This window comes from Terriglobales bacterium, from assembly GCA_035624455.1.
Taxonomy (GTDB): domain Bacteria; phylum Acidobacteriota; class Terriglobia; order Terriglobales; family Acidobacteriaceae; genus DASPRM01.
On sequence record DASPRM010000151.1, the window covers coordinates 1 to 13,010 of the forward strand.

A 13,010-nucleotide genomic window follows, 5' to 3' on the forward strand; every position below is an offset into this window, starting at 1 on the left:
GAAGGTCGAGCCGGCGGCTAAGGACGCCCTGCCCATCATCACCTTCAATGATCGTGCCACGGTCTTCCTCAATGGCGAGGAGATCCGCGCCATCTACTTCCCCAATGGCCACACCGATGGCGACAGCGTGATTTTTTTCACCAAGTCGAACGTGGTGCACATGGGCGACGATTTTGTCACCTACGGCTTTCCGTTTATTGATCTGGACAGCGGCGGCAGTGTGAAGGGCATGATTGCAGCCGTGGAGAAGGTGAGCGCTACGGTATCGCCGGATACCAAGATCATTCCGGGACATGGACCGCTTTCGACTGTTGCTGATATGAAGCCATATCTGGACATGCTCAAGGAGACGACAGCTCGAGTGCAAAAGGGAATCGATCAGGGCAAGTCCCTGGAGCAACTCAAGCAGGAAAGAGTGCTGGCAGGATACGAGAAGTATTCTGGAGATTTCGTCAGTACCGATAAGTTTATCGAGATGCTCTACAACGACCTGACGGGGAAGAAGACGGGAGAGCTGATCAAGCACAACTGAGAAAAGTAGTCATTAGTAGTCAGCAATCCTCAATCGGCAGTCAGAAAGGCCATGGCTGGGAAACAATACTTCACGACTGAACTTTTCGATTTCTTGCGGCAGCTGAAGCGGAACAATCGGCGCGATTGGTTTTTGCGCAATAAGTCGCGATACGAGTCATTGGTGCGGGATCCCTGCCTGCAGTTCATTATTGACCTGGCAGAGCCCCTGCACAAGATCAGTCCCTGGCTGGTGGCCGATGCGCGGCCCAGCGGCGGGTCGCTGATGCGCGTGTATCGTGATATCCGTTTCTCTCCCGACAAGCGCCCTTACAAGAGTCATGTCGGCATGCATTTTTCGCATGCATCAGGCAGGAAAGAGATTCACGCGCCCGGATTTTACCTGCACCTCGAACCGGAAGGCTGTTTTGTGGCGGGCGGATCCTGGCGTCCGGATCCGCAGGCCCTGGCGAAAATCCGGGATGCGATTGTCCAAAAGCCGGAGGCGTGGAAACTGGCTCGCCGCGGACTAAGCGAGGAAGGTGACAGCCTGAGCCGTCCGCCACGTGGCTATCCTTGCGATCATCCCCATATTGAAGACCTGAAGCGCAGAAGCTTTATTGCATGGTCTAAATTTCCGGACACCACGGTTTGCAGTTCACGATTCATGGGCGATTTCGTGAAAAGCTGCAAGCGCATCAGCCCGCTCGTAGGATTTCTCTCGCAGGCGGCTGGGCTGAAGTACTAGGAGGAATCCGGTCCACGACTCGCCCACGTTAGCGCCGAACTGCACGGCGCGAACCTGGGGCAGCTGGGGGAGCCTATGCCAGCTTCTTGTCGAGCAACTCGTTCACCAGTGCGGGATTGGCCTGGCCCTTAGACGCCTTCATAACCTGGCCAACGAAGAAGCCTTTCACCGTGGTCTTGCCGGCGCGGTACTGTTCGAGCTGCTTGGGATTAGCGGCCAGTACCTGGTCGATGATCTTGTCGAGTGCGCCCGTGTCGGTTGACTGCTGCGGCCGGCCCTCCTCTTCGTAAACTGCCGGAAAATCTTTTCCGCGGGCGAAAGCAAGGTCGTACAGCTCCTTGAGCATCTTGCCGGAAATAGCGCCCGATTCGACCAGGTCAGCGGAAGCTGCCACTCCTTTCATGGAGATCGGTGAGCGATCGATCTCCAGACCCGCGCCTTTCAGGCGCCCCATGAGCTCACTCTGCACGAGATTCGCCACGCGCTTGGGGTTTTTGGCAGCACGGGCGGCTTCTTCAAATTGATCGGCGAGGCTTCGGCTGACGGTGAGCACGCCCGCGTCGTATTCCGTGATCCCGTATTCGGCGACCATGCGAGAGCGGCGGGCGTCGGGCAATTCGGGCATCTGACGTTCGATTTCAGCTTGCCAGGCGGCGTCCACGACCAGCGGAAGCAGGTCGGGTTCGGGAAAGTAGCGGTAGTCGTGAGCGCGCTCTTTGGTGCGCATGGCATAGGTCTTGCCCTGTTGGGGGTTGTAGAGGCGCGTTTCCTGCTCGACCTTGCCGCCGGATTCAATCAGCTCGATCTGGCGCTCGATTTCGTACTCCAGGGCCTCACGGATGAAGCGAAAGGAGTTCACGTTCTTCACTTCTGCCTTGGTGCCGAACTCTTTCTGGCCCGCTGGCCGCACGCTGACGTTGGCATCGCAGCGCAGTGATCCTTCTTCCATGTTGCAGTCGCTTACGCCGGTAAACAGGATGATTTCTTTGAGTCTGGTCAGGTATTCGTAAGCTTCGTCCGGCGAGCGCATATCGGGTTCGCTGACAATCTCGATCAGCGGCGTGCCGCAGCGGTTCAGATCGAGGTAGGTGTTCTCCGCGGAATCGGGGAAGCCCTCGTGCAGGCTCTTGCCGGCGTCCTCCTCAAGGTGAAGGCGGGTGATGTCGATCTTCTTCGCCGAGCCGCCGAGCCTGAGATCAATGTGGCCAAATTCGGCAAGCGGCCGGTCATACTGCGAGATCTGGTAGCCCTTGGGCAGGTCAGGATAGAAATAGTTCTTGCGGGCGTAAATCGAGTTCTCGTTTACCCTGCACTGGAGCGCCTTGGCCGCCAGAACTGCGTATTCCACCGCCTTGCGGTTCAAGACTGGCAGGGCTCCGGGAAGACCCAGGCAGACCGGGCAGACGTTGGTGTTCGGAGGGGCGCCAAATTTCGCCGAGCACTGGCAGAAGATCTTGCTCTCGGTCAGGAGCTGGACGTGGACCTCCAGCCCGATCACCGGCTCGTACTTCGCACGTACCGCCGCCGAGAGTTGCTGAGTCGTGGCCATATTCAGGTAAGTTTGCGGTCTCTGGAGGTAAGTTTCAAGTTGGCGGTGCGAGAGCCTGAATCACGCCGTCATTTCGGTGTGAGTTCCTTTTTGACTGTCTCGCTGACCAGCTTGCCGTCTACGCGCGCGCCCGCGAACTTCGTCATAACGTTCTTCATGACCGTGCCCATGTCTTTGATCGTGACCGGACCCATTTCGGCAATGGTGGCGCGGACCATGGAAACAATGTCTGACTCGCCTACTGCTTTCGGCAGATAGCCCTCGATAATCGCGATTTCCGCCTGCTCTTTGTCGGCCAGTTCCTGGCGTCCGCCTTTGACGAACTGCTCGATGGAATCCTTGCGCTGCTTGATCAGCGTGCTCAGCACCTGGATGGTCTCCTTGTCGTCGAGCGGGCCACGCTTTTCGATCTCGCGATTCTTGATCGCCGTCTTCATCATGCGCAGAGTGGAGAGGCGAAGTTCACTGCGGCTCTTCATCGCCTCGGTCATATCTTTTTGGATTTGCTCAGTGATGGTCATGAGTGCTCCGAAAGCTGGGCAGTCAGGTGCCGGACCATTATAGTGATGGTGGACGAACGGCCGCGGACGGGAGTGTTCGCGTCACACACAAGTGATAGTCTTTTATTGCTCTCGTGGGGAAAGTGCGAGTGCAATCCGATTTGGTGGTGAGCAGAAATATGCTTCGCAAGAACCGTCTGTTTACTCCCGGTCCCACCCAGCTGTTGCCTGCCGCGCAGATGGCCATGGCAGCGGCGAACGTACATCACCGCACCGCGGACTTTCGCGCGCTTTACAGTCGCGTGCTCTCGGATTTACAGACCTTCATTGGAACCAGGAACGATGTAATTCTTCTCGCCGCCTCCGGCAGCGGAGCGATGGAGGCCGCGGTGTCGAATTTGACCTCACCCGGTGACCGCGTGCTGGTCATCACAGCGGGAAAGTTTGGCGAACGCTGGCGCGATCTCGCCCAGGCGTATGGCTGCCAGGTTGATCTGGCGACCGCAGCCTACGGCGAAACCGTTCCTCTGGACGCGATTGCCGCGAAGCTCGCACCCGAAACGCGCGTCGTCTATATGCAGGCTAGTGAGACCTCCACCGGGGTGCGCCATGATGTCGCAGGTGTCGCCCGGCTGCTAAAGGGCAGGAGTGACACTCTGCTTGTAGTAGACGCCATCACTGGACTGGGCACGACCCACTTCGACGTGGACGGCTGGGGAATCGACATCATCATCGGCGGCTCGCAGAAGGCTGTCATGATCCCGCCAGGCCTCGCCTATTGCGCCGTGAGTTCGCGGACGTGGGAGCGCATGGTGAGCGCCAAACAGCCACGCTTCTACTTTGATCTTCGCAAAGAGCGCAAGGCAGCAGCAAAGGGCGAATCAGCTTACACACCTGCGACCGCGCTGGTCGCGGCACTGGGTGCGGCCCTGGACTATATCCGCGACTGCGGCGATGGAGACTTGGCTGCAGGCCGGGTGGCTCTCATCAACAACGCCGAAGTGGCTGCCGAGATGACTCGCGCAGCGGCTGCGGCGCTCGGTCTCGGCCAGTTCGCGGTTTCCTCGCCATCGGCTGCGGTGACAGCGCTGGTTCCGCCCGGCGGCATGGACTCAAGCGCCATCGTGAAGGCGTTCCGAGAACAATTTGGCGCAGTGATCGCAAACGGACAGGGAGAAATGAAAGGAAAATTGTTCCGCATTGCGCATCTCGGTTATTACGACTACATGGACACGATCGCGGTAATCGCTGCCTTGGAACAGATTCTGGCTTCCTTGCGAGGGGCGCAGGTGGAATTCGGCGCTGGAGTGCGGGCCGCGCAGCAAGTCTATGCGAGATCGGCGGCGCCTACTCTGACATCTGTGTCCGCCTGATGCAGGGTAGCGATTTCATTACCACGCCGCTGTGGGCGGCCCCCTGATTGCTTACCCCTAGGAGATAGCCTGTGCATGCTCACTGCTAATTGCTCGGTGCTGCCTTTCAGATTACCAATTACAATTTACCTGCTTACCATTTCTAATCTCGTTCATGAAGATTGTTGTCGCTGAGAAGATTTCTCCCGCTGCCATTGATGTGCTTCGGCAGGAACCGGGCTGGACCATCGTTACTGCTGATCAAATTCCCGCAGGCCAGCTGCCTTCGGCGCTCGCGGATGCCGATGCGCTTATCGTGCGCTCGGCGGTTAAAGTCACGGCTGATCTGCTCGAGCACGCCCCCAAGCTGCGCGTAATCGGGCGCGCTGGCATCGGTGTGGACAATATTGAGCTAGAAGCGGCCACGCGCAAAGGGATCGCGGTCATGAACACACCGGGCGCCAACGCTGTCGCGGTCGCCGAGCACACTCTTGGACTGATGCTCTCCCTCGCGCGCCATCTTTGCCGCGCCAGTGAACTCACCAAGTCCGGGAAATGGGAGAAGAAGTCGCTGGAGGGGCGGGAGCTTCGCGGCAAGACTCTCGGCATCATTGGACTGGGGCGAATTGGCATGGAAGTAGCCCGCCGCGCCCGCGCGTTCGAGATGACCGCCATCGCACACGATCCGTACATCTCGCCGGAGATAGCGCGTGAGAACAAAGTGGAGCTCAAGAACCTGGACGAGGTCTTCGCCCAATCCGACTACCTGACCCTCCACATGGCGCTTACTCCACAGACGGCGGGCTTCATCAATGCAACTTCGATTGCCAGGATGAAGAAGGGAGTGCGCATCATTAACTGTGCGCGCGGTGAACTGGTGGACGAAGCGGCGCTGGCAGAGGCGATCAAGAGCGGGCACGTGGCCGGTGCCGCCATCGATGTCTTTCTGGAAGAGCCCCCCAAAAACACTCCCCTCTTTCCTCTGGAGAATGTGGTGGCAACGCCGCACATCGCCGGCTCTACCCACGAAGCCCAGGAGGCGGTGGGAGTTCAGATCGCCAAGCAGGTGCGCGAATACCTGAGCCGGGGAGTGATTCAGAACGCAGTGAATGTGCCTTCGGTTTCTTACGAAGAATACGTGCAGATGCAGCCTTTCATCACACTGGGGCAACGGCTGGGAGCGTTTCTGGCGCAGGCCACCGGCGAAGAAGGCGGAGTTCGGGAGATCGCTCTGCGCTACACCGGGCGGGTGGCAAACTGGCAGACTCAGTTGCTGCGGAATGCCGTCACCATGGGAGTACTGAATTCCATGCTCGCCGAGGAAGCAAACCTGGTGAACGCCGAGGCTATCGCGGGATCGCGTGGCGTGAGGGTGCGGGAATCGGCTAAAGAGAAGACGACCGCGGGCGGCGGGGCCGGCGATGTCATCGAGGTCACATTGCGGACAGGAGTGGGCCAGCACACCGTTGCCGGAACGGTCCTGCACGGCCGTTCGCCGCGGATATTGAGCGTCGACGGCCTCGATATCGAGGCGCCCCTGGCCCATGATCTGATTTTCCTGCGAAACCGCGACGTGCCTGGGGTGATCGGACGCATCGGAACCATTCTTGGGGAACATCAGATCAATATCGCCAGCTTTTCGTTGGGCAGAGTGGAGGAGCCCGGCCCATCCGGCCCGTCCGGAGATGTGGAAGCGGTTTCGGTGATACAAGTCGACACGCCCGCTCCGGAAAAGGTTCTGGCTGAGCTGCGAAAAATTCCAGCCATCACCAAAGCCCGGGCAATACAGCTCGGTTGAGCGGGGATAGCACGGTTCGACCCGAAATCCCGGATCACCGAACTGTCATTTGGCAGCTGAACAGCGGCCACCCACCCTTGGACCTCAGACCCATGCTTGCTTGAGCTTCGGTTTCGCTAGATTCTGCGCGGCTTTCAAGCTGCTATCCTTCCCAAAACCGCTAAAATCGCGGGTTTTCCACAGGTTTTTTCATTGCAGCCCTTGAAAACCCGCATGGATTGCGGACAAAACGTGTATCTTGTCCCCTGCTGGTTATCAACCTGCACTCGAAAACTCAATCCTGAAGGAGGATTCATGGCAGCTGGCATGACCAAGACACAACTGGTGCGCCACCTGGCGGAGAAGGTGGGCGTTCACAACAAACAAGCGGCAGCGTTGCTGGAGTCGCTGGCGGAGACTGCCGTAAAGGAGACCAAGAAGGGCGGGGTGTTTATCATTCCTGGCCTCGGCCGTTTGGTGAAGTCCAACCGCAAGGCACGCATGGGCCGGAACCCGCAGACTGGCGAGCCGATCAAGATTCCTGCGAAGACCGTCGTGAAGTTCCGTGTCGCCAAGACCGCAAAGGAAGCCATCGCCCCCAGCAAGAAGTAAGTTCCGAGAGCTTCTCACTCTGACTGAGTGCGACTGCGACAAAGATACGTAGGGCCGGCGGAATGCCGGCCCTTGGTGTTTCTCCTGCCCAAGATGCCAGCGCTGTTCCGGATTTCGTAACAACAATAAGAATTCTGGGTGATGCCGTTCGGCCCCAGATAAGCTCTCCCCATTCCGTATCACCCACCCAGCGGGTGTCGCGGCAGCAGTTCCGCGCACCCGTTTTTCTCCTTTTTTGTCTAAGACGGAGCTTCTCGTCAATGCTGTTACAGTTTGCCCTACCACTTGCCCGATTACCCGATGATTCCCTGCTCTCCTGTAACATGGTTGTGTGTTCATCGATGAGGCCAAGATCCGCATCCAGGCGGGCGGCGGTGGCAACGGTTGCGTTGCCTTTCGCCGCGAGAAATTTGTGCCCCGCGGGGGTCCCTCGGGTGGCGACGGCGGGCGCGGCGGCGACATCTTGATGGAATCGAGCGAGCGCCACAACACCCTGGTTCACTTCCGCTTCAATCCAGAATACAAGGCTGAGCGCGGACGCCACGGTGAGGGCTCGAAGCGCACCGGACGCGAAGGCGAGAGCATCGTTCTCAAAGTGCCCGTCGGTACGATCGTTTACGACGATGCGAACGGCGAACTGGTTCACGACTTTGCCCATCCGGACGAGCGCATCGTAGTGGCGCGTGGCGGACGCGGCGGACGCGGCAACGCGCAGTTTGCGACCTCCACGCATCAGGCGCCGCGCGAGTGCGAGCCCGGACGGCCGGGCGAAGAACGCGTCCTGAGGCTGGAGCTCAAGTTGCTCGCTGATGTGGGCCTGGTCGGCTATCCCAACGTTGGTAAATCGACACTAATCTCTCGCATTTCGGCCGCGCGTCCCAAAATCGCGGATTATCCGTTCACTACCCTCGAGCCGAATCTCGGCGTGGTGGCGGTAGGCGAAGAGCCGGAGATGATCAGCTTTGTCGTGGCCGACATCCCGGGGCTGATCGAAGGGGCACACGAGGGCGCAGGTTTGGGCACGCAGTTTCTGCGGCACATCGAGCGCACTCGGCTGCTGGTGCATCTTGTGGATGTTTCCGATTCCAGCGGGCGTCCCGATCCCATCAAAGACTTCGAAGTCATCATGAATGAACTGGAGAGCTTTGGCGCCGGCCTGGAACACAAGCCCATGATGGCGGTGGCGTCGAAGGTCGACATCGCCAACAAGGAGAAGGTGGCCAAGCTGAAACGCTTCTGCAAAAGCAAGAAGCATCCGTACGAGCTGTATCCGATCTCGGCGGTGACGGGCGAAGGCGTCGAAGAACTGAAGTGGGCGATGGCAGGGCGCGTAAAGGAACTGCGCGAGAGTGCGGCTGTAGAAGCTGGTAAAGCCGAAACGGAGGCGGCACTCCTTGGCCGCTCGAATCCAAGAGTGTCATCTTGAGCGAGGAAGGGGAATAACAAGCCCCGTCCGAGTCGAAAGACCTTGCGTTTTGCCCTCTTCGGGAAGGTACGAGCACACATCAGCCGTGCCCTTCACACTTCACTCGATCACAGTTCCTACTTGCCTAACGCGTCCACGACGCGGTCAAAGTCTTCCAGCGACTTGTATTCGATCAGGATCTTCCCCCGGCCGTTGTGATCGTGGATCTGCACCCGGCAACCGAGGGCGCGTTCGAGTTCCCGTTCCGCCTCGCGGACATTAGGATCGACGTGCCGTTCGCTGTTGGCCGCGTCTTTCTCCTTGGGCGGCGGAGGATTGAGCATCTGGACGACGACTTCTTCCGTGGTACGCACCGACAGGTCTTCCGCCAGAACTTTGCTGATTACGCGATCCTGCTCCTCGCCTGTAGGCAATCCGAGGATGACCTTGGCGTGGCCAACCGTGAGCCGACCTGTGCTGAGCGCCTCCTGAGCCGTCGAAGAAAGCCGCAGCAGGCGCAGGTAATTCGCCACTGAGGCGCGATCTTTCCCGGTGCGTTGCGCGATCTGCTCCTGGGTCATAGCGAATTGGCGGCTGAGGGTTTCAAACGCGCGCGCCTGCTGGATGGGGTTCAGGTCCTCGCGCTGCAGGTTCTCGACGATGGTGATCTCCATCGCTTCCTGCTCGGACATCTGCCGCACCACCGCAGGCACGGTTGTCCGGCCCGCGCCCTTCGAAGCCAGCACGCGGCGCTGTCCCGCCACCAACTGATATTTTCCCCCAGGGAGCGCGCGCAGGATCACCGGCTGCAGCACGCCGGAGACGCGGATGGATTCCGTCAATTCCGCCAGAGACTCCGGCGGGATGTGGGTGCGCGGTTGAAAAGGGTTCTCGGCGATATTGTCGACTGCGATCTCGTGGATGCTTTCTCCCGGCCCAGGCGCCAGGGCGGCGACCGCGGTTGCAGCAGCAGCGTCTCCGCGTGCTGCGGGAATCAGCGAACTCAGGCCCCGGCCCAGCACGCGCTTCCTGTCTTGGTTGATCACGGTCGCCAATCTCTACCTCCCTAAACCACCTCATAACCGCATTGCCACGAAGATGCAGAGATCCCTCGCTTCGCCCCGGATGACTCGCGAACCATTTGGGCGACACAATCCTGCCCCATCAGACTTATATCGCACTAAGATATATTCGCCTTACGATGCAACTTCCTGAGGCGCCGGCGTGGGTTCCTGCGCCGCAGACGCGACCGCCTCCGCCGCCTGCTGCTCCGCCATCACGCGCCCCATGATCTCCTTGGCCAGCCGGATGTAGGCCTCCGCCCCTTTGGACCGCACGTCATAGACTAGCGCCGGCTTGCCGTGGCTGGGCGCCTCCGCCAACCGGATATTGCGGGGAACCGAAGTAGTAAACACCTGGTCGCCGAAAAAGCTGCGTAGTTCCTCGGCCACCTGCTGCGCCAGGTTGGTGCGATCGTCGAACATGGTCAGAACCACGCCTTCGATCCGGATGCCGGGATTGAAGCTCAGCCGGATGCGCTCCACGGTGTCCAGCAACTGGCTCACTCCCTCCAGGGCGAAGTATTCCGCCTGCATCGGGATCAGCACGGAATCGGCGGCGACCAGCGCATTCAGGGTCAGCAGGTCCAGCGCCGGCGGGCAGTCCAGCACGATGAAGGGGAAGCGGCCGCGCAGCGGAGCGACCGCGTCGCGCAAACGAAATTCTCGATTCTCCTGCGCGACCAGTTCGACGTTAGCGCCGATCAGGTCCTTGCTGGAAGGAATCAGCCAAAGATGCTCGAGCTCGGTGGGCTGGATGATCTGCCCGGCGGGTGCGTCTCCCATGAGGAGCTGATAGATGTTGAGCCGCTCGGGATCTCTCCCGAAGCCAACTCCGCTGGAGCTGTTGGATTGTGGGTCGCAGTCTACGAGCAGGGTGGGAACCTCTCCTGCGGCGAAGGAAGCTGCGAGATTGATGGCGGTGGTAGTCTTGCCGACGCCGCCCTTCTGGTTAGCTACGGCGATGATACGTCCCATGTACTTCCGAGTCGCGGAGAGCTACGTGAGAGTAACCGAGGTTGAGTTGAGGAGCAATGATGAATTCTGTGCACTCTTGTGTAAGTTGTGCAAAAAGAGGCTGGGGAAACTGCAAGTGGGAAAGTTGGAAACAGCGGTCGACAGATCTCGCTATTCTCTGGATTATCCAACTCACGGAGTGCAATTTTGAGAGCTTGCAATATGCTTTGCCCGACGTGCTGCAGGAGGGCTACTGCTTGCTCATTGCTTTCGCTGTTCCACGTGGAACACGGGCGGGCCGTTTTGTAGGGTACAATCCGCGGCTGGGGAGGAGCATCGGATGGCGACTACTACCGCGTCGGAAAAGCTAAGCCAGGAATTGTCGCAGGGTCCTGCCGAATCGGTCTCTACCCGCCTGGTTTCGCTCGATGTCTTTCGCGGGTTGACGATCGCGGGCATGATCCTGGTCAACAATGCTGGGGACTGGGAGCACGTTTACTGGCCTCTGGAGCACGCCCCCTGGCACGGCTGGACACCCACTGATCTGGTCTTTCCCTTTTTCCTCTTTATTGTGGGCGTTTCCATGAGCCTCTCCTTCGCCGCGCGCCAGGCGAAGGGAGCAACGCAGTCCTCCCTGCTGGCACACTCAGTCAAGCGCAGCTTGCTCATCTTCGCCATCGGGCTGGCGCTGAATGCGGTGCCGGTCTTTTTTGTCCCCGGCCACCACTTGCGGATCTATGGAGTCTTGCAGCGGATCGCGATCGTGTATCTGGTTTCCAGCATGGTTGTGCTCTACCTGGGCCGCGCGGGACGGCTGATAACAATCCTCGCCTGCCTCTTCGGTTATTGGGCCGCGCTTATGCTGATTCCGGTGCCGGGATTTGGCGCGGGAAATCTCACCATGAACGGCAATCTGGTCGGCTTTATCGATCGCAAACTACTCTACGAACACCTATGGATCGAGCATCGCTTCGATCCCGAGGGTCTGCTAAGCAATATCCCAGCCGTGGCCACCTGCCTTGTGGGGGTCTTTGTAGGCGACCTATTGCGCGCGTCGTACAGCGCAATGATAAAACTTCGCTGGTTGATCATCGCCGGGGTGCTGGGATTGGTCCTCGGCAAGATCTGGGACCTGTCGTTTCCCATCAACAAGAACCTGTGGACCAGTTCTTATGTGATTTTCACCGCTGGATTCGCCATGGTGATGCTGGGTATTTGCTACTGGCTGGTGGATATCAAGCGCTGGAGAGGCTGGAGCAGGCCGTTTCAGTTCATGGGCATGAACCCCCTGGCGCTTTATGCGCTGTCAATGCTAGTGGCAGAATTTAGCTACATTGTCAGGGTGCGCTTTCAGGGCAGGATGATTCCGCTGAAGGTCTACATCTTTGACCAGTTCTACAGGCCCATCGCCTCGCCAGATGCTGCCTCAGCTTTGTACGGGCTTACGTATGTATTGACTTTCTTGATTCTGGGCTGGATTTTGTATCGGCAGAAGATTTTCATCAGAGTGTGATTTTAGGTTGAATTCTAGAGTTATGCTCCACTCTAGGGTATTTTTTGGTGACATTCTGACTAGCAGGCGAGGGTTCTCATGATCGTGGTAAGTGTTTTGGTCCACCTTACTATTTAGGTTCCAGACCTGCATTCTTTGTGGAAAAGCCCTTCTGACCCGTGACTCATTATTGCGGCGACAGGTGCCAATCTGGTAACTGAGAGCCGGAATTCTCCCACTTCGCCAAGGCTGGGGACTGCGGAAATGTGGTATTTGGACCACTTTTCCCTTCGAAGGCTGCCAGTTAGCACCTGTTTACTAGTTTGGTGCTTCCTCGCGTTTAATGGTCGGTGAGCCCAGCAGTAGGACGCTGTTCTTAGACTGCGGGACCGCGATCGGCTCTCGCCAACGTAGCTGGGGTAACGACCAGCTGACAAGATTGACCCCTGACGCTCCTACCAGCAAGGCCAGGACTCCCGGCTGATCTTGGTGACCCAGCAGGCGCACGGCGACCGGAAGGACTTCGTCGAAGCGCTCCACCGCCCGCATAGTGACCAGATCCGCTGAGCGGCCTGAATCTGCCGCCATCTCTTCGGCTCGGCCGGCAAAGACTTCGGCGCCCCTCAGGTCGAGGGCGCGGATGACCTCGCGTAAAAATATCGCCTTACGATATTGTGATTCGACCAGCGTCAACTGTACCTGGGGACGGTAAATCTTGATTGGCAACCCCGGGAAGCCGGCCCCCGAACCCACATCGATGCAGCGCAGCTCCCGGCCGGAAACAGTCACATGGCGCGCAAGAAACAAGGATTCGCCGAAATGCCGGGTGACGATCTCCTCCGGATCGCGCACCGACGTGAGATTGATCCTGGCATTCCAGCGCAGAAGCAGATCGATATAGGTGGAGATCTGCTCGAGCTGACGGTCAGTCAGCTGGTCCTCGCCGAGAAAAGGACAAAGCAGCTCGGCGATGCGGACCAGATCCATGAAGAAATGGTAATCGGGAAAATTGTAGTCGGGTGAACTCTACAGCAGCGGTTGAATGCAGCC

The 13,010-nt window shown here is 58.8% G+C and carries 12 protein-coding genes; 7 read left to right on the forward strand and 5 right to left on the reverse strand.

The window, feature by feature from the left end; translation table 11 throughout:
• Together VEG30_16770 and VEG30_16775 are read left to right on the forward strand one after the other, a co-directional pair.
• On the forward strand, positions 1-532 hold a 532-nt coding region (locus VEG30_16770), incomplete at its 5' end, for an MBL fold metallo-hydrolase (protein ID HXZ81583.1).
• 51 nt (positions 533-583) lie between these two features.
• Complete coding sequence (locus VEG30_16775) at positions 584-1,258, forward strand: DUF2461 domain-containing protein (protein HXZ81584.1); 675 nt, start codon at positions 584-586, stop codon at positions 1,256-1,258.
• 73 nt (positions 1,259-1,331) lie between these two features.
• Here VEG30_16775 and gatB read toward each other — a convergent pair whose 3' ends face one another.
• Both gatB and VEG30_16785 read right to left on the reverse strand, forming a co-directional pair.
• Positions 1,332-2,807: an Asp-tRNA(Asn)/Glu-tRNA(Gln) amidotransferase subunit GatB gene (gene gatB, locus VEG30_16780; protein ID HXZ81585.1), complete on the reverse strand. Its 1,476-nt coding sequence runs from the start codon at positions 2,805-2,807 to the stop codon at positions 1,332-1,334.
• A gap of 68 nt (positions 2,808-2,875) precedes the next feature.
• Positions 2,876-3,328, reverse strand: a complete 453-nt coding sequence (locus VEG30_16785) for a GatB/YqeY domain-containing protein (GenBank protein ID HXZ81586.1) — start codon at positions 3,326-3,328, stop codon at positions 2,876-2,878.
• A 158-nt stretch (positions 3,329-3,486) separates the two neighbouring features.
• Here VEG30_16785 and VEG30_16790 point away from each other — a divergent pair, with 158 nt between their 5' ends.
• From VEG30_16790 to obgE, 4 genes are all read left to right on the forward strand, one after another.
• Complete coding sequence (locus tag VEG30_16790; protein HXZ81587.1) at positions 3,487-4,680, forward strand: aminotransferase class V-fold PLP-dependent enzyme; 1,194 nt, start codon at positions 3,487-3,489, stop codon at positions 4,678-4,680.
• A 154-nt stretch (positions 4,681-4,834) separates the two neighbouring features.
• A complete protein-coding gene (serA, locus tag VEG30_16795; GenBank protein ID HXZ81588.1) occupies positions 4,835-6,457 on the forward strand; it encodes a phosphoglycerate dehydrogenase in 1,623 nt (540 codons plus the stop codon).
• Between the two features lie 294 nt (positions 6,458-6,751).
• The gene (locus tag VEG30_16800) at positions 6,752-7,048 is read left to right on the forward strand and encodes an HU family DNA-binding protein (GenBank protein HXZ81589.1); all 297 of its coding nucleotides are present in this window, start codon (positions 6,752-6,754) and stop codon (positions 7,046-7,048) included.
• A gap of 331 nt (positions 7,049-7,379) precedes the next feature.
• Positions 7,380-8,474, forward strand: a complete 1,095-nt coding sequence (gene obgE, locus VEG30_16805; GenBank protein ID HXZ81590.1) for a GTPase ObgE — start codon at positions 7,380-7,382, stop codon at positions 8,472-8,474.
• 116 nt (positions 8,475-8,590) lie between these two features.
• Here the strand turns inward: obgE and VEG30_16810 are convergent, their stop codons facing one another.
• Together VEG30_16810 and VEG30_16815 are read right to left on the reverse strand one after the other, a co-directional pair.
• Complete coding sequence (locus VEG30_16810; GenBank protein ID HXZ81591.1) at positions 8,591-9,499, reverse strand: ParB/RepB/Spo0J family partition protein; 909 nt, start codon at positions 9,497-9,499, stop codon at positions 8,591-8,593.
• Between the two features lie 150 nt (positions 9,500-9,649).
• Positions 9,650-10,489, reverse strand: coding sequence for a ParA family protein (locus tag VEG30_16815; protein ID HXZ81592.1), 840 nt, complete (start codon positions 10,487-10,489; stop codon positions 9,650-9,652).
• 319 nt (positions 10,490-10,808) lie between these two features.
• Here VEG30_16815 and VEG30_16820 point away from each other — a divergent pair, with 319 nt between their 5' ends.
• The gene (locus tag VEG30_16820) at positions 10,809-11,981 is read left to right on the forward strand and encodes a DUF5009 domain-containing protein (GenBank protein ID HXZ81593.1); all 1,173 of its coding nucleotides are present in this window, start codon (positions 10,809-10,811) and stop codon (positions 11,979-11,981) included.
• Between the two features lie 297 nt (positions 11,982-12,278).
• Here the strand turns inward: VEG30_16820 and rsmG are convergent, their stop codons facing one another.
• Entirely contained in the window at positions 12,279-12,947 is a 669-nt protein-coding gene (gene rsmG, locus VEG30_16825; GenBank protein ID HXZ81594.1) for a 16S rRNA (guanine(527)-N(7))-methyltransferase RsmG, read from the reverse strand.
• Positions 12,948-13,010 lie beyond the last annotated feature (63 nt).

Bases quoted from the DNA above. Each gene is read 5' to 3' on its own strand.
- VEG30_16775 (HXZ81584.1), top strand. From the start codon at position 584: ATGGCTGGGAAACAATACTTCACGACTGAACTTTTCGATTTCTTGCGG.
- VEG30_16800 (HXZ81589.1), top strand. From the start codon at position 6,752: ATGGCAGCTGGCATGACCAAGACACAACTGGTGCGCCACCTGGCGGAG.
- VEG30_16820 (HXZ81593.1), top strand. From the start codon at position 10,809: ATGGCGACTACTACCGCGTCGGAAAAGCTAAGCCAGGAATTGTCGCAG.
- VEG30_16790 (HXZ81587.1), top strand. From the start codon at position 3,487: ATGCTTCGCAAGAACCGTCTGTTTACTCCCGGTCCCACCCAGCTGTTG.
- serA (HXZ81588.1), top strand. From the start codon at position 4,835: ATGAAGATTGTTGTCGCTGAGAAGATTTCTCCCGCTGCCATTGATGTG.
- VEG30_16785 (HXZ81586.1), bottom strand. From the start codon at position 3,328: ATGACCATCACTGAGCAAATCCAAAAAGATATGACCGAGGCGATGAAG.
- VEG30_16815 (HXZ81592.1), bottom strand. From the start codon at position 10,489: ATGGGACGTATCATCGCCGTAGCTAACCAGAAGGGCGGCGTCGGCAAG.
- rsmG (HXZ81594.1), bottom strand. From the start codon at position 12,947: ATGGATCTGGTCCGCATCGCCGAGCTGCTTTGTCCTTTTCTCGGCGAG.
- gatB (HXZ81585.1), bottom strand. From the start codon at position 2,807: ATGGCCACGACTCAGCAACTCTCGGCGGCGGTACGTGCGAAGTACGAG.